Source organism: Lentilactobacillus dabitei (assembly GCF_019061365.1).
In the GTDB taxonomy this organism is placed as follows: Bacteria; Bacillota; Bacilli; order Lactobacillales; family Lactobacillaceae; genus Lentilactobacillus; species Lentilactobacillus dabitei.
Genome location: NZ_JAHPPD010000012.1, coordinates 17991 through 38795, shown reverse-complemented (window position 1 = coordinate 38795; position 20805 = coordinate 17991). Strand labels below are relative to the sequence as shown.

Annotated in this window: 19 protein-coding genes; 1 reads left to right on the top strand and 18 read right to left on the bottom strand. The window is 42.8% G+C overall.

What is annotated here, in order from left to right; genetic code table 11:
* Window positions 1-359: 359 nt before the first annotated feature.
* From ileS to KTE19_RS03220, 16 genes are all read right to left on the bottom strand, one after another.
* A complete protein-coding gene (gene ileS, locus KTE19_RS03295) occupies window positions 360-3173 on the bottom strand; it encodes an isoleucine--tRNA ligase (protein ID WP_217341621.1) in 2814 nt (937 codons plus the stop codon).
* Between the two features lie 478 nt (window positions 3174-3651).
* The gene (locus tag KTE19_RS03290) at window positions 3652-4323 is read right to left on the bottom strand and encodes a DivIVA domain-containing protein (protein WP_056981016.1); all 672 of its coding nucleotides are present in this window, start codon (window positions 4321-4323) and stop codon (window positions 3652-3654) included.
* Window positions 4324-4339: 16 nt separating this feature from the next.
* A complete protein-coding gene (locus KTE19_RS03285) occupies window positions 4340-5128 on the bottom strand; it encodes a YlmH family RNA-binding protein (protein ID WP_347339396.1) in 789 nt (262 codons plus the stop codon).
* Between the two features lie 22 nt (window positions 5129-5150).
* Window positions 5151-5432, bottom strand: coding sequence for a YggT family protein (locus KTE19_RS03280; RefSeq protein ID WP_249778398.1), 282 nt, complete (start codon window positions 5430-5432; stop codon window positions 5151-5153).
* 33 nt (window positions 5433-5465) lie between these two features.
* Complete coding sequence (locus tag KTE19_RS03275) at window positions 5466-5819, bottom strand: cell division protein SepF (RefSeq protein ID WP_217161683.1); 354 nt, start codon at window positions 5817-5819, stop codon at window positions 5466-5468.
* Between the two features lie 49 nt (window positions 5820-5868).
* Complete coding sequence (ftsZ, locus tag KTE19_RS03270) at window positions 5869-7173, bottom strand: cell division protein FtsZ (protein ID WP_217161685.1); 1305 nt, start codon at window positions 7171-7173, stop codon at window positions 5869-5871.
* A 29-nt stretch (window positions 7174-7202) separates the two neighbouring features.
* Window positions 7203-8507, bottom strand: a complete 1305-nt coding sequence (gene ftsA, locus KTE19_RS03265) for a cell division protein FtsA (RefSeq protein WP_249778569.1) — start codon at window positions 8505-8507, stop codon at window positions 7203-7205.
* An 88-nt stretch (window positions 8508-8595) separates the two neighbouring features.
* Complete coding sequence (locus KTE19_RS03260) at window positions 8596-9378, bottom strand: cell division protein FtsQ/DivIB (protein WP_347339395.1); 783 nt, start codon at window positions 9376-9378, stop codon at window positions 8596-8598.
* A gap of 23 nt (window positions 9379-9401) precedes the next feature.
* Entirely contained in the window at window positions 9402-10493 is a 1092-nt protein-coding gene (gene murG, locus KTE19_RS03255; protein WP_217161687.1) for an undecaprenyldiphospho-muramoylpentapeptide beta-N-acetylglucosaminyltransferase, read from the bottom strand.
* The gene (murD, locus tag KTE19_RS03250; protein ID WP_217341618.1) at window positions 10493-11872 is read right to left on the bottom strand and encodes a UDP-N-acetylmuramoyl-L-alanine--D-glutamate ligase; all 1380 of its coding nucleotides are present in this window, start codon (window positions 11870-11872) and stop codon (window positions 10493-10495) included. The genes murG and murD overlap by 1 nt, the downstream gene beginning before the upstream one ends.
* Window positions 11873-11948: 76 nt before the next feature.
* Window positions 11949-12908 (bottom strand): phospho-N-acetylmuramoyl-pentapeptide-transferase, encoded by a 960-nt coding sequence (gene mraY, locus KTE19_RS03245; protein WP_217161692.1) that lies wholly within the window; start codon window positions 12906-12908, stop codon window positions 11949-11951.
* 23 nt (window positions 12909-12931) lie between these two features.
* The gene (locus tag KTE19_RS03240; protein WP_217161694.1) at window positions 12932-15091 is read right to left on the bottom strand and encodes a penicillin-binding transpeptidase domain-containing protein; all 2160 of its coding nucleotides are present in this window, start codon (window positions 15089-15091) and stop codon (window positions 12932-12934) included.
* The gene (gene ftsL / locus KTE19_RS03235; RefSeq protein WP_217161696.1) at window positions 15088-15474 is read right to left on the bottom strand and encodes a cell division protein FtsL; all 387 of its coding nucleotides are present in this window, start codon (window positions 15472-15474) and stop codon (window positions 15088-15090) included. Before ftsL ends, KTE19_RS03240 begins: the two co-directional genes overlap by 4 nt.
* 22 nt (window positions 15475-15496) lie before the next feature.
* Window positions 15497-16444: a 16S rRNA (cytosine(1402)-N(4))-methyltransferase RsmH gene (rsmH, locus tag KTE19_RS03230; protein ID WP_217341617.1), complete on the bottom strand. Its 948-nt coding sequence runs from the start codon at window positions 16442-16444 to the stop codon at window positions 15497-15499.
* Between the two features lie 39 nt (window positions 16445-16483).
* Window positions 16484-16909, bottom strand: coding sequence for a division/cell wall cluster transcriptional repressor MraZ (mraZ, locus tag KTE19_RS03225; RefSeq protein WP_217161701.1), 426 nt, complete (start codon window positions 16907-16909; stop codon window positions 16484-16486).
* A 246-nt stretch (window positions 16910-17155) separates the two neighbouring features.
* The gene (locus tag KTE19_RS03220; RefSeq protein ID WP_217164243.1) at window positions 17156-17539 is read right to left on the bottom strand and encodes a DUF3397 family protein; all 384 of its coding nucleotides are present in this window, start codon (window positions 17537-17539) and stop codon (window positions 17156-17158) included.
* Between the two features lie 64 nt (window positions 17540-17603).
* Here KTE19_RS03220 and KTE19_RS03215 point away from each other — a divergent pair, with 64 nt between their 5' ends.
* Window positions 17604-17747, top strand: a complete 144-nt coding sequence (locus KTE19_RS03215; RefSeq protein ID WP_225427281.1) for a DUF4044 domain-containing protein — start codon at window positions 17604-17606, stop codon at window positions 17745-17747.
* Between the two features lie 186 nt (window positions 17748-17933).
* Here KTE19_RS03215 and KTE19_RS03210 read toward each other — a convergent pair whose 3' ends face one another.
* Window positions 17934-20246 carry a DNA translocase FtsK gene (locus KTE19_RS03210; protein WP_217341616.1) on the bottom strand — a complete coding sequence of 771 codons (2313 nt, stop codon included), beginning with the start codon at window positions 20244-20246 and terminating at the stop codon, window positions 17934-17936.
* Between the two features lie 43 nt (window positions 20247-20289).
* Window positions 20290-20802 carry a tRNA (cytidine(34)-2'-O)-methyltransferase gene (locus KTE19_RS03205; protein ID WP_217164246.1) on the bottom strand — a complete coding sequence of 171 codons (513 nt, stop codon included), beginning with the start codon at window positions 20800-20802 and terminating at the stop codon, window positions 20290-20292.
* Window positions 20803-20805 lie beyond the last annotated feature (3 nt).

Here is a 20805-nt window from a genome sequence, read left to right as displayed (position 1 = left end):
TTCATGCCTAATAACAAAAAAGCATCACCTTTCGGTGATGCTCATAAGTCGCCATCAATACGATTTGACTTTGACCCAAAAGTACTAACTTCTATTTTCTTGCTCAATTATAGAAACTGTCTCGGTAAGCATTTAACCTACGCATCGAACCACTTATCTTATCGCTTGCTAACACACAACCTCGGATGATAAAAGCTCAAACTCAGAATCCCGCTGCACAGTACTTAGATTCCGATTACTATTCACCATCACAAAAAAATAAAGCTAGCACAAAATTAATTGTCACTAGCTTCATTTTACTGTTTAAGGATTAAATATAAAATAGAATTTCAAAAATCTCTTCTGAATTCTAAAGGATCTTAATCTTTTTTGTCTGTAAAGCCTTCAGTAGCGGTTTCAGGGAATTCACTACGGACAATTTCCGCACATGATTGACAGAATGTTGGGTAGTCACTATCAGCACCAACATCGGTTTTAGTCAACCGGCAACGTTCACAAACTTGACCATCGGCCTTTTCAACCAACAATGCCAAGCCGTCACTGTCAAACTTAGTGCTGTTATCTGGCGCGTCAGTGAAGTCGGTAACCTCCAGCTGAGAAACCATCAGGACCGTCGCCAAATCGGTGTGGAGGCTTTCGAATAAATCAGCAACCTCTGACGTCGCATAAATCGTCAATTTGGCTTCTGAGGATTTACCAATTTGCTTGGCGTCCCGAGCTTCTTCAAGCACCTTCAAGACATCGTCTCGGTAGGTCATGAACTTGTTCCAATTTGCCAAGATTGTCGCATCATTGTCAAAATGTTGTGGTTCTGGAATGTCCGTTAGCTGCACGAATTCTTCTGGTTCCTTCAAGAATGGCCAGATTTCCTCGGTCGTATGAGGTAACACTGGGGTCATTAACTTAGTTAAGGTCACAGCTGCGTCATACATTACTGTTTGCATTGAACGGCGCTTGTGACCATCCTTGCGATCAATATAGACAATATCCTTGGCAATATCCAGATAGAACGCAGACAAATCGGTTGAAATAAAACTAACCAATTTCTTGTTCAAATCCAAGAAGTCGTACTTTTCGTAACAATCACGAGCTTCTCCCAAGAACTTGTTCAATAGAATCATCATGTATTGATCTTGAGTTTCCAATTGATCAAATGGCACAGCATCCCTCTTTGGATCAAAGTCGGAAACGTTGGCAAGTAAGTAACGCATCGTGTTGCGGATCTTCTTATACGAATCTGAAACCTTCACGAAGTTTTCGGTACTTACACGAACATCAGCGGAAGTATCAACTGATGTCACCCAAAGACGGATAATTTCTGCTCCCATCTTCTTAATCACGTCAATTGGTGCAATTGTGTTTCCAAGTGATTTACTCATCTTGTGGCCTTGACCATCAAGGGTGAATCCTTGTGATAAGACTTGTTTATATGGTGCTTTGTTCGAAACAGCAACACTGGTAATCAGGCTTGAATTGAACCAGCCACGATATTGGTCGGAGCCTTCCAAGTACATATCAGCAGGATAAGTTAAATCGTCTCTTTCCTCAAGAACTCCCTGATGAGATGAACCTGAATCAAACCACACATCCATAATGTCGTTTTCTTTAGTAAACTTGCCGTTTGGTGAATGCTCGCTCTTAAAGCCGGCTGGTAATAAGTCTTTGGCATCCTTTTCGAACCAAATGTCTGAACCGTGCTTCTCAAACAAATCAGCAACGTGGTTGATGGTTTCTTCAGTGATAATCGCTTCACCATCTTCACCATAGAAGATTGGTAGCGGCACACCCCAAACCCGTTGTCTGGAGATAACCCAGTCGCCACGGTTTTTGATCATGTTGGCCAGACGAACTTTCCCCCAGTCAGGGAAGAACTGAACGTCGTCAAGCGATTTCAAAATGTCGTCTTTGATCTTATCAACTGAGGCGAACCACTGAGGTGTTGCCCGGAAGATGATTGGCTTCTTGGTTCGCCAGTCAAATGGGTAACTATGCTTCAACGGCATGTATCGGAGTAACAAGTTAGCCTCTTTTAATTTATCCAAGGCAATCTTGTTGGCGTCATCATAAAAGACCCCAGCAAAGTCTTTACCGGACTCTTCGGTCAAATATCCTTTATCATCAACTGGCGCAAAAATATCAAGCCCATATTTGCGGCCAATGTTAAAGTCATCTTCACCATATCCAGGAGCGGTATGGACTAATCCAGTACCTTCTTCCAAATCAACGAAGTCACCTAACATCGTCAATAATTTTCGACTATGATCAAATGGGTGTTCTGCAAGAATACCTTCCAGTTCTTGGCCCTTAACCGTTTTGAGAGTCTTAACATTCTTCCAGCCAACCAATTCAGAAACCTTGTTGACCAATTCACTGGCAATCACAAAGTGACGGTCATCACCCTCTGGTTGAACAACAGAATAATCAAATCCCGCATCAACGGTAATTCCTTCAGAAGCTGGGATGGTCCATGGCGTCGTTGTCCAGACAACCATGAACGTCGTGTCATTATTCAAGACACCTTTTCCATCAACAACTTTTTCGCCATAAAAGGCAGTTGGGGAAGTAATATCGTGATATTCAACTTCGGCTTCAGCTAGAGCAGATTCTGACGACCACGACCAGTAAACGGGCTTTTTACCCTTGTAAATCAACCCACGTTTGGCAAATGCACCAAACACCCGAATTTCTTGGGCTTCGAATTCAGGTTTCAAAGTCAAATAAGGATTATCCCAATCACCAGCAACTCCCAGTCGTTTAAATTCTGCCTTTTGCCGTTCAACTTGCTTTAAGGCATACTCACGACAGAGCTTTCGGAAATCGTTAGTGGACATTTTCTTACGATCATAACCAGCTTGGGTTAATTTTTGTTCGATTGGTAATCCATGAGTGTCCCAACCGGGAACGTAAGGTGCCCGATAACCACTCATTGACTTGTATCGAACAATAATATCCTTTGAAATTTTATTCATCGCGTGACCCATATGGATATCACCATTGGCATATGGAGGGCCATCGTGGAGGACAAAGGTTGGTTTGCCCTCGTTTAATTTTTGTCTTTGTTGATAAACATGGTTTTCGTCCCATGCTTTTTGTCGGTCGACTTCTTTAACAGGAAGATTGCCGCGCATTTTGAACTTTGTTTTGCCTAAGTTTAATGTATCTTTTACCCGCATTGTTTGACTTCCCTTCTTAAATTGTTTGTTTTCAGGATAATGATGGGGCCGATGGATTTTCTTAAATTGGGTCATGGAAACGCGCTCAGCCGCTTGCTACCTGAGAACTTCTCATTAAAATCCAAACCCAGGATTTCAACTTTTGGCGGCCTAGTGGAAACGTGCTTCTCCAAGCAGAAACTTCCACATAAGCACCTCCAACATCAATCCCAAAATCAGGATTGACGTTGGAGCCGACTTATGTTCCAGTTTCTAACCGCTTGGATCAGCACTCTAGCAAAAAGAGCCCTCGCCGCTAGGGACGAAGACTCTTCGTGGTACCACCCAAATTTAGAATTTTGCAATTCTCTCTAAAAGCAATCGATTTATGTACTAGAGCTGATCTATTCATTGATTGTTGACTGCTAAACTTTCACCATCTTTAGCTCGCTTACGTGTCAACCAATAAACTTTCTGGTCTCTAATCGATTCAAAATATTTACTTTGCGTCGTTGGGGTAATACACAACCGTTTTGCTTGGATCCTCGGTCGTTGTTGCATCTACCACCGTGTCCGCATCATTATCCTGTTTGGTTTCTGATTTTAACCCTGAATTTGTGTGGTTGTCAAGGCTGCCAACAACTTTTTCGATGTCCTCATAAGTCGTCGTCGGGGTTTCTTCAACCAGATGATCCCAATCTGATCCCTTGATCACTTCAAGCTGACTTTCCAACATCACTTGGAGCCGTTGGCGGAAAACTCTGGTATTTTTCCGTAAGTCATCAGTCTCAATGGCCAACTTCTTAGCTCGCTTGGAAGCTTCTTCCAGAATATTATTAGCCTTTTCGTCAGCGGCATTCAAAATGTCGTCAGCTTTCTTTTGGGCTTCCCGGTTGGTAATTTCAGCTTCCTTCTTAGAGTTGGTCTTAACCTTATCAGCAGCCTCTTGGGCAACCAAGATTGACTGGTTCAAGGAATCCTTCAAATCATTGAAATATGATAATTTGTCCTTTGACTCGTCAAGTTTCGATGAGAGATCCTTATTCTCTTGAAGGACAATTTGGTAGTCTTTAATAATTTGGTCTAAGAAATCATTAACCTCATCAATATTGTAACCCCTTAATTTGGTCGAAAATTCTTTGTTGTGAATGTCTTGTGGACTTAATACCATGGTGAATCAACCCCTCCTATTTATTTCGATTGTATACATCAATAACAATTCGAATTTTATCCTTTTTGGTCATTCCTAAAATATCCCTGATTACAATCCGGCCAAATCCACGGACCGAAACAATGTCCTTAATTGACAGTTCCAAGTCCGGCAGATCAGAAGTTACCCAGTTAATTCGAACTTGCCCGCCATCAACCAACTCTTTGGCATGATGCCGGGAAATATGAAAACCGTCACTGACGAGGGTATCAACCCGCCGCGAAGAAACGGTGGTCGTAACTTCTTCACTTTCATCGGTTGGATGAATGATTCGTTCAGGATCAATTTCCTTAAGTTTGACCTTAATCTTGCCAATCTTATCAACCTGAGCGTGAACATAATCAGCCATTTCGGATTCACACATGAATTGCCAGTTAAGGCCATCTGTGATGATATCACCAATCACATCCCGATCAATTCCAGCTCCCATAATGGAACCAAGAATTTGACCGTGTGACAACGTGGCAAACTTGCTTGGATAGTCGATTTGAAATGCGGTGATATTAAAATCATTGTCGGTCGGGGTAAAATACTCTGGAAACGCAATTGCCCGCTTCATTTCAGCTTCTGCAAAGCCACCAAACGTCTTAAATGTAATCCCATCATATCGATTAACGATTGTTTCAAGAATATAAAGCTGCCTTGGATTTAAAAAATTAGTTAGGATCGGCCGATATTCATTTTCAACTCTTCCGCTCAAGCTATCGATTGACTCAAGAAATGGAAGCTCGTCTGGTCGGTAGTGTTGTGAAACGTTAGAATCCACCACGGTAATACCCCTCTTCATACTAGTAAAAGAAACCAATCAGTAAATTACCTACGTATGTCACCCCATACTGAACAAACGTGAGCACCGCCAATGCAACCAGCGGTGCCAAGCTAATCATCCCAATCGTTGCAAAATTGAATAGCCGTTCAAACGGTTCAACAATTCGTGCTAAAAATCTTCCAATTGCGGTTCCATATGAGTTCGGAAACCAACTCATCAAAGCATAAACAACAATTGCCAGCATGTAAGCACTGATCAGCTTGTTGATTATCTCAGCTGCGTAAAAAACAAAAGTTGCCAATCGATCGCTCCTTATTCTTTTAAAGTGAAATCCTTACTTAGTTACTTGGAACTTTTTTGGTGAACACAAGAAAATATCTTTGTCCAACCGGTTGATGGAACCATGAATTGCAAACAAAACCCCATTCAAAAAATCGACCATTCTAGCAGAAGAATTCACATCCAGTTTGTTTAACTTAATGATGACTGCGCTATCTTCCAAAAGCTTTTGAGCAATTGTATCCACATCTGTGTAGTTAATTGGCTCAAAAACAATTATTTTACTAGGATCAATGTTTTGTCTATTCATGAGAACCACGTTATCTGTTGACTTTTCGTTATCAGTATTTGACTGATCTGCATCCGTGTCCATCCCGAAAAAATTAGCTAAATTAAATTTTTGTGGCATGTTGTTTCCTTTCGTATTCACCAATTCGATAAATACCGGTCACACAGAACTATTTGTCACGACGACGGTGTTTAAAGAATGGTGGAATATCGTCTTGAGAATCATCAGATTGATCTTGTTGAGTTGCATCATCAGAACTTACATCGGGTTGAAAGGGGTCAAAATCCTTCTTTTCAACATCACTGAACTCATCATCTTCACTAACCGAAGGACGGGCAGCGGCTGGTTGTTTTCTAATATCCCAATTACCCAATGGATCATTTTGAGATGTCGATTTGGATTTGCTGCTACCTGCATTTGATTTATTACGATCAATTGCGTGAGGACGAGCAACGTTGTTGGTTTGTGGTCGAGCAGTTCGAGTTCTTCTTGAAGCTAATCGGCCTTCGTCAGCCCGCTTCTTGTCGATTCCAGTTGCAATTACTGTAACCCGAACTTCATCACCCAAGGATTCGTCAATTGAAGTCCCGAAGATGATGTTAACATCGCTGGTAGCTGCCTGTGAAACAATATCTGAAGCATCTTGAGCTTCAAACAATGACAAGTCTGGACCACCGGTAATGTTAAGCAGGACTTGTTCTGCACCATCAATTGAAACTTCCAACAATGGTGAAGAAATTGCCTTTTTGGTTGCTTCTGCAGTCCGGTTTTCGCCGTTGGCAGTACCAACTCCCATTAAAGCTGAACCTTGATCTTGCATAGTGGTCTTAACATCGGCAAAATCCAAGTTGACATAACCTGGGCTGGTAATAAGGTCCGAGATACCTTGAACACCTTGGCGAAGCACGTTATCTGCTTCCTTGAAGGCATCCATCATTGGCGTCTTTTTATCAACCATTTCAAGCAATTGATTATTAGAGATGACAATTAACGTATCAACATTTTCCTTGAGTTGAGCTACCCCTTGATCTGCGTATTTAACTCGGCGAGGGCCTTCAAAGCTAAACGGTTTGGTTACAACGCCAACCGTCAACGCACCTTGGTCTTTGGCGATCTTAGCAACAATCGGAGCAGCACCGTTACCAGTACCACCACCCATTCCTGCAGTTACGAAGACCATGTCTGCGCCTTCAAGGGCTTCAGTAATGGCTTCTTCACTTTCTTCCGCGGCTTTAGCCCCAACGTCAGGGTTGGAACCTGCACCAAGTCCGCGGGTCAATTTCGGGCCAAGTTGAATTCTGGTCTCTGCTTTAGAAGTTGCTAAAGCTTGAACATCGGTGTTGGCAACAATGAACTCAACACCCTTAACGTCTGCATTAATCATCGTGTTCACGGCATTGCTTCCGCCACCGCCAACTCCGATAACTTTAATATTTGCACCGTGACTATCGGTGGAATCTAATGAGTACTCCATAATTATTTTTACCTCCGTAAAGTGCCTTATTAATCAAAGAAATCGCTAAAGAAATTCTTGATTCCTTCGCCACGTTTTTTCTTCTGTGTTTGTCGTTTGGGCTTTGCTGATTTCTCAGACACAGGGACTTGGACATCTTGAGAACTGGATAGCTTTGGAACCTTGGTTAACGTGGCACCAACGGCTGACCTAACAATCATATCGACGTCAGGTAAATCAGCAAAATATGACACCAGTGATAATGCGGCGGTAAACGATGGATGTCGCAATCCCATTTGATCAGGAATATAGACTCTGACGTTCGTATTGAACTGATCAGCGGCTAATTCGGCAATTCCTGGAAGAGCAGCCACACCACCTGTCAGAACAATGCCCCCTGGTAAATCCAATGCCTGAATCTGATTGAGATGGTCCTTAATTCTATCAAAGATTTGACTTAACCGTGCTTCAATGATCTCAGCCAGATATCGTTCGTCAATGTAGGTTGGCTCAGATTGGCCAACAACTTCAACTGGAAATTCATTATCGGCAGACGCCTGTAATGAATCCGCATAACCGTAGTCTCGTTTAATCTTTTCAGCACTATTCATCGATGTGTTGAGAACAATTGAAATGTCTTTGGTAATATAGGCACCACCCTCAGGATCGGTTGTGGCGTACTTCAGTTGGTGATCGTGGATGACAGAAGCAGTTGTCTGGCCGCCACCAAGATCGACAATGATTGTCCCAAAGTCCTGTTCGCCATCATTCAACAACTCGTGGCTCTCGGCCAAGGGTGTTAATACGGTGGACATAATATTTAAGCCGGCTTTTTCAACCGCTTTTTGTAAATTGTGCATAATTCCCTTAGATCCACTGATCAGCTTCCCGCGCATTTCGAGCCGGACGCCCACCATTCCCCGTGGATCTTTAATGCCATCGAATCCATCGACAATGAACTCTTCCGGTTGGATGTCAATAATTTCCCGTTCTGTAGGTAGACTGGTACCCAAGGCAGAAGCCGCCACGTTTCTCACGTCTTCTTCGGTAATCTCTCGTGATTGATCATCGAGGGTGATTAACCCATTACATGGTTCGATCTTGAGCATGCTGGCCGGAACACTGACAATAACGTCTTTAATTTCAATACTTGCTTTTTCTTGAGCTTGATTTACAGCACTTCTGATTGCTTCAGCAGCCTGATCAATATCAACGATCACACCACGACTCAATCCGTTAGAAGGCTGATTCCCCACACCAATAACGTTCAATTGCCCTTTGACTTTTTCTGCAACAATTACCTTTATTGAGGTAGTTCCTATATCAAGTCCCACATATAAACCCGAATTATCCATATATGTAAGGAACCTCCACATCTAGAATATTTTCTGAACATAACATAAGTTTAACACAATCATAACCATGGAAAAAGATTAATTGACCCTAATAACCCTGCGCCACACTTGTATTCACAGCCGATTGTTTTTTTGTAATTGGATATGAATACGCACCAACTTCCATATTGATAATACTCTTAACCTTGAGCTTTGAATTAATGCTTGGATAATAGTCCATTTTGTCACCAAAACTACTAATGGAAGCGTACACTTTGTTACCATCCGTCATTTGCAAAAAGATCCGGTCCGGATTGCTTTTCGTTGGTGAATAACTGATCGTGTTAATCACGGCCCTAACTGGTGGATTAATCCGCCGATACTGCTTAATGGTTCGCTTAAGTTTCTTAGGATCATGAAACTTCTTAAGTACCGGGAACCCATCGCGCGGATTCAACACTTTGGTCTTGATGATGACACCACTTTGAAGGATTGGCTCATACCCTCTGTGATCATAAAGATACCCGATTGTGGGATACTCTTCAACCTTAATTTTAACTTGATTGAAATTAACGAGTTTGACCTTCACGGATTGCATCCGCTGACTGCGCTGTTTCAAGCGTTTAGCCAACTTCTTCTGCTTTCCCCAAACAGAGAATAATGAGGTGCCTTTTTTGACTGGCGAATAATGCTTAATCTGCTTCACACTGATAATCTCATTGCCGGAGATATCAACGGACTTTACTTTGCTGTATGGCGATATCAGGAATGCCATACACCCAATGATGGTGATCGTTAATATAATCAACGGCCACATCTTTTTCAAATTTCGAATCTGATAACGGTAAAAAAGTCCCTTTTCAGATTCTGGAATGTCACTTCTTTGGCCCACCGATATCTACCCCCAGCAACTTATTAACGACTAATGGATCTTGCAAGATTTAAAATCTTGTCAGCCGAATCAACGACTCCCAATTTCTTTGAATCAACTGACATTTTCTCACGTTCCGCTGAATCATGCATCAATTGATCGACAGATTTAACTAAACTTTGACCATTTAGTTCATCCTGCTTAATCATCAACGCAGCCCCGCGATTAACCAGGCTCATGGTATTCTTTGTTTGGTGATCGGCAGTCACATATGGGCTGGGAATCAAGACAGCTGGGATCCCCAAGGCCGTAATTTCGGCAATGCTGGTTGCCCCTGAACGCCCCACAATCAAGGACACCCGGGGCAGCACCTTGGGCATATTATCTATGTAAGGCAGAATTTTGATATTATCGCTGATTCGGACTTTGTCGAGCTGCTCAATAACAGAATCATACCGTTTCTGGCCAGTGACAAACACAACTTGATAGCGGCGCTTGTTAAATTCACTGATGGCTTCGATGACGGCATTGTTAATTGCCGGAGCACCCTGGCTGCCACCGAAGATGAGAACGGTTGGCACATCGTCTTGCATGCCAATTTCAGACCACTTAAAGTCACTATGCATATTAGCAACTTGTTGAGCGCGAGGATTGCCGGCAAAGACCACTTTCTCTTTTGGAAATTGGTCAGCTGCTTCATGGAACCCAATCGCAATTTTATCAACGTAACGGCTTAAAAACTTGTTGGTAAGGCCAACAGCACTATTTTGCTCATGAATGATCGTTGGAATATGGGCTTTGGCAGCTGCATAAACCACTGCCCCAGAAACGTAGCCGCCAGTGCCGATCACCACGTCTGGTTTAAAATCTTTAATGATTTTTTTAGAGGTATGAACACTTTTTAGAAAAAGAGCAACCGTCTTGAAATTCTCAAGTGAAAGGGATCGCTTAAATCCTTGAATCTCCAATTCGACAAACTTAATGCCCTGTTTAGGCACAATCGAACTTTCGAGGCCCCGTCTGGAACCGACATAAAGGACTTCTGAATCAGGCTCTTGTTTCATTAGGTCCTCGATGATCGCTAGGGCTGGATAAATATGGCCGCCAGTTCCGCCACCAGAAATGATTAATCGCATTAATGTCCCTCCTGCTTGTGCGTCAACTTCTCAACATCTTTGATAAATTGATCGCCTCGTTGTTCAAAAGTCTTGAACTGATCCCAACTGGCATTGGCTGGCGATAGCAAAACAATATCACCTTCATCACTGTCCGCATAAGCTGCTGGAACAGCTTCGTCAAGGTTATCTACCTTTTGGATATGTTCAACCCCTGCCTTTTGAAGTGAAGCTTCCAATAAATCAGCAGTCTCACCAAATAGAACAGCAGCTTTGACATGTTCTTTAAATTGAGGGATCAATTTATCAAAGGTATAGCCTCGATCCAACCCACCAGCGAGTAAGATAACTGGCTTATCAAAGCCTTCAAGGGCCATTTGGGTTGCCTCAATATCAGTTGCCTTAGAATCGTTGTAAAAGCGGCGACCATTCGCTTCAAGAACAAATTGGCAGCGATGACGAACCCCCGTAAATGTTTCCAAAATATTGGTAATTGCCAAATTTGATTTACCCAACACTTTGGCGGTGGCAATAGCAGCCAGCGCATTTTCAACATTTTGTTTACCGGGAACTTTGATGTCGTCAGCATTCATAATGAATTCGTCGTTGTAATACAGCTTACCGTTCTTTTCGTATGCCCCGTGATCAATTTCGCTGGTTCGGGCAAAGGGAACAACCTCAGCTTGACTGCGATGGCTTAATTGACGCCACTCGTCGGAATCAAAATTTACCACGAAGAAATCTTCCGGGGTCTGATTCATCGTGATCCGCATCTTGGCATTCACGTAATTTTCCCGGGTCTTATGGTAATCCAAGTGATTAGAGAAGATATTGGTCAAAACGGCCACGTGGGGATGGAGATTTTTAATTCCCAGCAACATAAAGCTGGATAATTCCATCACAATTGTATCATCGGCAGTTGCCTTTTTAGCAGTCTCAGTCGCGGAAATACCAATATTTCCGGCAGCGTAGGCTTGACCCTTTTGGCGTTCTTCATTCAAAATCTTGGTGATCATCGTCACCGTCGTCGTTTTACCATTACTTCCAGTAACCCCCACAATTTCGGCATCTGTAATCTGGGCGGCTAATTCAACTTCAGTGATGATTGGTAAATGGTGATTAACGGCCGAGTTTACAACCGGGTTGTCATAAGGGATACCCGGATTCTTAACCATCAGATCAAAGCCACGATCCAAAATATCTGCGGGCTGTTCACCAGTGAGCGTTTCAATCCCACGGTCATTGAGCTCTTTAACTTCGGGCAACTCACTTGCTGGCTTGGAATCGCTCAACGTCACTGTTGCCCCGAGTTCCTGCATGGTTTCTGCTGCGTGAGTGCCACTTTTACCGGCACCCAATACTAATACTTTTTTATTTTTATAATCATCAATAGATTTCATCGTCAATTCCCTCATTCAAAGTTATTTCAGTATAGTCAAAGAGGCTGGATACAAAACAGCCGTTTTGTTCCAACCTTTAAACAATCGTTATGATACTTGCAGCTGCTGCAATCAAGGCAATCGACCAAAATACAATGTCGATCTTCCACTCATTCCAGCCGAGCATTTCAAAATGGTGATGAATCGGTGTCATCTTGAAAACCCGTTTGCCGGTGAGCCTGAAAGAGGCCACTTGAATCATAACGCTAGCTGTCTCACCTACATAAATGATTCCGATAATGAGCAATGAGAATTCATGGTGAACCAGGATCGACACACAGGCAAGTGCAGCCCCAAGTGCCAAAGAACCCATATCCCCCATGAAAATCTTTGCTGGTTTGTGATTAAAGATAAAGAAGCCTAACAGACCACCGACAATGGTGAAACAGAAGACAGCCACCTGTACTTGGTGCTGGTACAATGCAATGATGCCATAAGCTCCAAAAGAAATGATGCCGAGACCAGCAACCAACCCATCCAAGCCATCGGTCAGGTTGACAGCATTTGAAAAGCCAACCAACCAAAAAACAATGAACAGAATGTACCAGTATGACACACTTAAATCGTGGGCAAACGGAATTTTGAATGCCATCGGAAAGCCTTCATGAAGATAAACCAACGAAAAGACAATTGCGGCCACAATTTGACCTAAAAATTTCTGCCAAGCTTTCAAGCCTTCATTCTGACGCTTAAATAACTTGATACTGTCGTCCCACATACCAATTAATCCATAGGCAATCAAAACAAACAGTAAGATTAACAGAGTCGGATTTAAAATGTGTTGAGTCCAGCCAAATACCAAATCAGTTAAAATGGTCGCAATGATAAACAGAATACCACCCATGGTGGGGGTTCCCGACTTTTTCTCGTGCCAAGTCGGACCTTCTTCTCGAATCATTTGACCCTCATGCTTGCTTCTAAAGTACTTGATTAGGCTTGGCATAAACAAAGCCGTAATTATAAATCCACTTAATAAAGGTATCGCCCAATTAATCATTATCCCGTTAACCCATCCTTAAACTATTCAAAATTTACTTTTAGTGTTTCTTTTCCATTAATTGATTGAGAGAAATTAATGCTTTGGCTGTTGGCGTAGCCCGTTCCAGTTGACTGCAATTTCATCCCAGTCAGTTTACAGAGCTTCTGAACGTCAGCCTTACTCCAGCCAATAATTCTTGGCATCTTCCAACCACCGTTAGTCAAAATGAAGACGCGGTTTTGTTCATTAATCTTTTCACCAGCCACTGGCGATTGCTTGGTCACCGTGCTGCCACTTCCAATTGTCACAACATCGAACCCTTTCTCATTCAAAGCTCGTTTAGCTTGCACCGTTGTGTTGTATAGAACGGAAGGCATTGTCTTTTTAACCGCAGATTGCTTGGTGTTCGAGTTTTGCAAAGCTCTGGTAATCACTGGTTTAAAGATTTCTGCCAATAATTGGGTGGCAGTTTTGGTTCCAGTGAGTTGCGGTTGCTTCATCGTGATAAACATCACGTACCGCGGATTATTTGCCGGTACCATTCCAGCAACAGAGTACAAGTAGCTATCATCACCGGAAGCATAGCCCCCATATCCGTTACTAACTTGAGCTGTCCCAGTTTTAGCAGCAATTCGATAACCTTTGATTTTATAATCTTGACCAATTCCGTAACTCTTATAAACCACATCCTGCATGTGTTTACGGACCTTTTTGGCTGTTTCGGCACTGATTGGATGCCCAACGACTTTTTTGCCATACTTTTTGATCGTCTTACCATTGCTGGAATCGGTTATTTTTGAAATAAAGTACGGCTTCACCATTGTACCATTATTTGAAACAGCAGTTAATGCCTGCATCATCTGCATGGTCGTGACTTCAATCCCTTGACCAAACGACGTATCAGCCTGTTCAATTGGATAATTGAATTGAATCCGACCACTTAATTCTCCAGGTAGGCCAGAATTAGTTGACTTCAAGAAGCCAAAACGTTGAATGTACTTTTTCCAAGTCTTTGACCCCATTTGCTGTTCAAGGTGAGCCATGGCAACGTTACTTGAAAGGGCAAACCCCTTGTTGAATGTAATGTAGCCCCAACCAGCTGGATCCCAATCAGGAACAATCTTGCCGTCAATTGAATAACGACCGGATTCGTATGTTTCACTTCCGTTGAAGTGCCCGGAGTTAATCGCAGCTGAGAGTGTAAACACCTTCATCGTTGAACCAGGTTCATACGTATCAGCAGTGAGCGTGTTGGTCCAAGCCTTGTTAATCCCCTTGAGAGTCGACGCATTAAACGTCGGCCGTTGAGAAGCGGCGACGATTTTACCAGTCTTAGCGTCCATCAGGACAGCATTCATCCCCGCTGGATGAACTTGGGAGGCCACTGAATTCATTTCACTTTCAAGCAGCGTTTGAATTCGGGAATCAATGGTTGTGTAAATATTATCGCCATTTTGGACCCGTTTTTCTTTCTGCTTTCTACCTGGCAGTTTATAACCATAGACATCGTATTGGGCATCTTTATACCCATTCTTGCCGGCCAGTACTTTGTTAAAAGCCTTCTCAATTCCCATTTGGCCAACAAGATTTGTGCCACCGGTTTTTTTGTTGTTTTGAGAAGTTGCGACCCCAATCAGATTAGACGAAAAGACCCCGTTTGGATAGAGTCGGGCTTGCTGCTGGACAAAATCGATTCCGGGAAGATGTTCTGCTTCGATCTTCTTCTTGGTAATCAAGGAAATATTGGTTCCAGCACTACCGAACTCAACCTGAAAAGGTTGTTTATTTTTTGGAGATAGAATTTTCAAGGCTTTCTTCTCAGAAATTGGTAAGTATTTGGCCAAAATCCTTGCAGTCTTGTCCTTATTCACCACATAAAGTGGCTTGTCATTTAAACCGCGCTGGCTTTTATCCAAGACGGCATAGAGCGAATATGTACTTGTATCCTCTGCAATTGGGTTCCCATCAGCATCATAAATAGTCCCACGCCTAGCTTTAAGGGTCTGGGTCTGGGTATAGAGCTTTTGGGCCTGTTCGTTAAGATTAACATTCTTAACATTTTTGCCAACTGCAATAACGAGAAGCCGCGTTGATAAAAAGACGAACACGCTCACAAAAAAAAGAAGGAGAAACTTTCCCACTATCCTTCGATTCCAAGTGTCGCCCTTTTTACCTGCGGAATGGTTAGATGAACCTTTCATTTGGTAACATTCCTTATATTAGCGTTTTTAAGTGACATATTACCCTGCTTGGCAACCTTTTCTAACCGGCTGCTGCTCTGAAGCTCACCAATTTGTTGATTCAAATTCGTATTATCGTTACGTACATTGACAATTTGAGTGTCAACATGCTGGAGCTGGTGTTGAGCATTCGACAAAGCAATTTTTGACGATACAACTAATAACATTAACACAGTTAAGATGACACTGCCACTCACAATCAGTAGCTTTTCAAAAGGCGAAATTTTGAGCTTAGTGGCGACACGAACCTGTTTAGTGACAACTTCATCGGGTGTCTGTTCCGGCGACGAAACGTAAGTCTTTGGTTCTTCAGCAATATTACGAGCTAAATTATTTTGTGCCATAATTATGTATTCTTCCTTTAGTTTATTTTTTGATTCGCTCAATTATCCTTAATTTTGCACTGTGAGAACGGTGATTCTCTTCTAGCTCAGACTCACTTGGGATAATTGGCTTTCGCGTAATGCTTTTATATTTGGGCTTAATACCTTCTGGAATAATCGGTAAGTTCGGCGGTAATTCAGGCAAGGATGTCTTCTCCCGAAACATGGTCTTAACCAGCCGGTCCTCTAATGATTGGAAGGTAATCACACTAATTCGGCCACCAACAGCCAGCAGATCAATTGCCTGTTCCAACGAATCTTCCAACGCAGACAGTTCATCGTTCACCGCGATCCGAATTGCTTGAAAGACTTTCTTGGCTGGATGGCCGCCATGGCGACGAGCTGCAGCGGGGATTGCCTCCTTGATCACTTCGACCAAGTCGTCCGTCGTATCAATCGGCTGGCTCTCTCGTCTTTCTTCAATCAGTCTGGCAATTTGTTTTGAAAACCGTTCTTCGCCGTAGCGATAAAATATCCGAACTAATTTTTCATATGGCCATTCGTTCACGACTTTCCACGCATCCACTGGATTGTTTTGATCCATCCGCATATCCAGCCGGGCATTGAATCGGTAACTAAAGCCGCGACCAGCTTCATCAAATTGCGGTGAGGAAACCCCTAGGTCGTACACAATGCCGTCAATTTCTGTGACTCCGAGTTCTTGGAGGGCGGCAGTCAAATGCCTGAAATTATCATGAACTAATGTTAATTTGTTGGCAGCAATAAATTTCTTAAGGTGCTTTTCATTGTAGGCAATCGCTTCTTCGTCCTGATCAAAAGCGTAAAGATGCCCACTTGTGAGTTGTTCTAATATTTTGGTGGAATGGCCTCCACCACCCAGTGTTGCATCAACATATGTACCGGCCGGATTAATGTTCAAACCCGCGACCGCTTCATTAAGTAAAACGGTTACATGTTCAAATTTTGGCATCAGGCCACCCCCTCATTCGCTATTAGTTTATGATGCTTGTTAAAAATCAATCATATTTTCCGCAATTTCATTAAAGTTCTTTTCAGCATCGCTACTGAAATCGTTCCAGCGGTCATCACTCCAAATTTCAAACCGATTTGAAACGCCGACGACCACACATTTTTTCTCAATCTGGGCGTATTCCCTTAATACATTGGGAATATTGATTCGCCCCTGTTTATCAAATTCGCACTCAACTGCCGCCGAGAAGAAAAACCTGGTAAAGTATCGGGCATCCTTCTTGTTGACTGGCAGATTGTCGATTTTATCCTGAATCTTTTCCCATTCAACCATTGGATAACCAAATAGGCATCCGTCCATCCCTCGGGTCACAACAAATTTGTCACCGAGGTCTTGACGAAATTTTGCGGGGATAATAATTCGTCCTTTGGCGTCAATATTATGTTGATATTCGCCCATGAACATAGAATTATCCCCCTTTTTTCAACTCGCAATCACATTCTACCACAATTCCCCACTATCAACCACAAGCCCTCTATTTTTGTAAAAATAATGTTATGTAGTGATTTAATGCTTTCAATTAGGGGCTCAATTCCTTGATCCATCAAAGATTATGACAGATGAAGACTTTTCCCCATTTTTAGTCAAAAAAAGAACAACCGCTTCGAAAAGCCGTTGTTCATCCCGATAAAAATGATTTTAAAAATTAAGTTAAAATTTTTCGATGATAATATAGAATCCCACCACAATCCAACACAAAAATAAAAGCAAATCACTAAATCGCCAGAAAAAGACAAAGAATTTTTTGTAAGTTAACGTCTCATCAGTAAAGATCTTCCATAACAGTATCATTAAGCACAGGCTGAGCCAGACGATGACCACTTCTGGAATATAGGATTCCGCAAGGCTGTTTCGGCTTATCTGATGAATGAAAACTAATAATACAGGCGGCCAAAGATCCAGTGGGGCAATTTTGATATGGGATTTAAAGGGGGCGCTTTTCTTCAGTGCCCGAATAAAACCGGCAATCAAAATTAAGATGACAAATTGAAGCAGAAACGTGATGATAGCAGTCATCCACGGATACAAGTGCATGGTCCAACCCTCCTGACTTTGACAAAACGTATTGCATTGAATCATAATGATAGTTAAACTGTTTATGGAATATATTGAGAAAGTGGTGCAAATATTGGCGCGTAAAAAGAGAACTCGATTTCAAAAGATTACATTAGTTTTTGTTTGGATTATGATTATCGCAACGATTGGTTCACTGGTTATTTCGGCAATCATGACATTTGTATAGAACGGTACTGGTCCAAAAGCCCTGAACCCATTAGCGAGTTGAACTTTTCCAAGCCACTCCTGATTTTGGCGTGTGTTTAGAGAGGCAGATTCCCAGATGATGGCTTTTCAGGGCCCGTTTTAACAGTCGAATAAGGCCGCAGGCTGGAGACAATTAAATTTGTCCCAGCCTTTTTTCTGTCTCAAGCTAAGACTGCTTCTCTTTATAAACCTGCCGCGGCCGTGACCCATCTTGGGGACCAATATAGCCCTTGTTTTGCAAATCATCGATTAACCTTGCAGCCCGGTTATATCCAATTCTAAAGTGCCGTTGCAATAATGACGTGCTGGCTTTTTGCTGGTCAACCACAAAATCCAAAGCATCTTGGAATAATTCATCTTCCGAATCGGCCTGATCTTCTTGCTTAATCTCCTCATCGCTAACCATCATCGATTCATCATAATCCGCTGATTGTTGGTCAGTAATGAACTTAACCACTTTAGCAACATCCTGATCAGGAATAAAGGCCCCCTGAACGCGAATCGGCGTATTTGAGTCGATTGGTAAGAATAGCATATCGCCACGTCCCAGCAGTTTCTCAGCCCCGTTCGTGTCGATGATTGTCCGTGAATCGATCCCGCTTGATACCGCAAACGCAATTCTTGACGGCACATTCGCTTTGATCAAGCCGGTAATTACATCAACGGATGGTCGTTGAGTTGCTAAAATCATATGGATTCCAGCAGCTCGGCCCATTTGAGCCAAACGGATAATTGCCGCTTCAACATCGTTTGAAACGGTCATCATCAAGTCGGCTAATTCATCCACAATTACCACGATATAAGGCATTGGTTGAATTTTAGTGTCATTCTCTTGATTGTTTTTGGCCACAAAATCGTTATAGGTGCTGATTTTTCGTTGCCCAAATTTTGCGAACAACTCGTAACGATTTTCCATTTCAGAAACAACTTTTTGAAGCGCTCTGGCCGCTTTCTTAGGTTCAGAAACCACTGGGCTCAGCAAGTGCGGGATGCCATTATAAACACCCAATTCAACTTTTTTGGGATCAATCAGCATCAATTTTACCTGACTGGGCTTGGCATTGAGCAAAATGCTTGTGATAATCCCGTTAATCGCAACGGATTTCCCACTTCCGGTTGAACCGGCAATCAGTAAATGCGGCATCTTGGTTAAATCAGCCGTGATCACATTCCCATTAACGTCCTTGCCAAGTGGTACCTGCAGCAGATGCCCATGATTATCTGGTTGGTGTTCGACTACGTCCCGAAAGGAAACTGTGGCAATTTTCTTATTTGGCACTTCAATTCCAATGAGTGACTTACCGGGAATCGGGGCTTCAATTCGGATATCTTTGGCCGCCAGAGCCAAGGCAATATCATCCGATAAATTCACAATACGGCTCACTTTAACCCCGATGTCTGGGTGCAATTCATATTTGGTGACAGACGGGCCTAAACTAACATGCTTAATTTCTGCTTTCACACCGAAACTGTCCAAAGTCTTTTGGAGCACCTTGGCATTATGATCAATTGACTTAAGCTCACTTGATTGATCGCCTTGGGGAATTTCTGTCAGCAACTCTTTTGTTGGCAGCTTATACGAATCATCCTCTTGAACATCGACCAAGTCAGTATCAGACTTTGGTTCAACCTCATCCTTTTCAGGCACTTTGGCGGATTGGCCTTCCGGATCAGGCATCGTTTGTTTTGAAACCGGCATCCCAGAAATGGTAATGGCAGAAGTCGAGAACTTTTTGAGTTCAGCCTGATCAGACTCAGTCGGACCCTTTTCGGCATCCGTCGGCTTAACATCCATTTGTTCAGTAGAAGCGGGTTGTTGTTTAGCCGGTTTGGCCTGCATTGCCCTTACTTTACCTGCCACGGTCGAAACAGCGTCCTTGCAAACGAGCAGTCCCTTATGCAGGCCAACAAATAATTTACCAAACGAAATGTCAAATAAAACAAAGATACCAGAAAGGGCAATCAAACTCGCAATGATGCCAGTTCCAATTTTGCCCAAAAGAATATGGCAAACATCAAAAATGCAAGTGGCGATGATACCACCGCCAATATTGGAAGTAGTATTAGCAGAAGCCATGTCATCGGTTAATTTTCCCCAGTTGGCGGTGATGAAATTAACTGGCTGGGCCGTTTGGATATATTCAACCAAAGTCAGCCACAGCAAGATTCCAATGACCAACAGCATCGTCCCGATCCAATATCGAGGCTTAATCTTTGGTAACTTCGAAAAGCCAGCCAGCCAAAATCCGGCAGCAATCATCCCAATGAGCCCAACAGGATACAAGCTGCCAATCAAGATCCGGACCAAATTAATGACCAAGACACCAACAATTCCCGCATGAAACAGGCCCAACAATGCCAGAATTGCCATTACCGCCCCACAGAGATTGCTTGAATACTTAGCTAAAAAGCCCTGCTGCTTGGTACTGGTCTTTCGCGGTTTGCGAGTTGTTTTCCGACGTGTTCGTTTTGTCGCCATACGTGGCATTCCTCCCTTCTTCAAGAATGACTGGTGCTTGCCTTTATTTTAACTTGTCATGTTCATACTTGTGAGTCCGTTCAAGGTGATTAAACTCTTGTTGCCGCAACACTTCATAAATGACGATGGCACAGGTGTTTGAGAGATTAAGTGCCCGAATATGGTCATCATCTTGAGGGATGCGAATCGCCTTTTCAGGATTCTGACGCATGAATGGTTCCGGTAGGCCCGTGGTTTCTTTGCCAAACAACAGGTAATAATCTTGACTGGAATCGGAATAATCAGGATCGGTATAATCCTGGTTTGCAAATTTAGAAACCAAAAACAGGTTTTTAGGATCCTTGACGGTCGCCAAAAATGCCGGTAAATTCTCGTGATAATTGATTTGAACTTTATTCCAGTAATCCAATCCAGCTCGCTTCAGGTGCTTGTCATCAATGCTAAACCCGAGTGGTTCAATTAAATCTAAAACGGTGTCCGTCCCTGCACAGGTCCGGGCAATATTACCGGTGTTGGCCGGCATTAATGGTTCAAATAATACAATGTGATTTGTCATGTT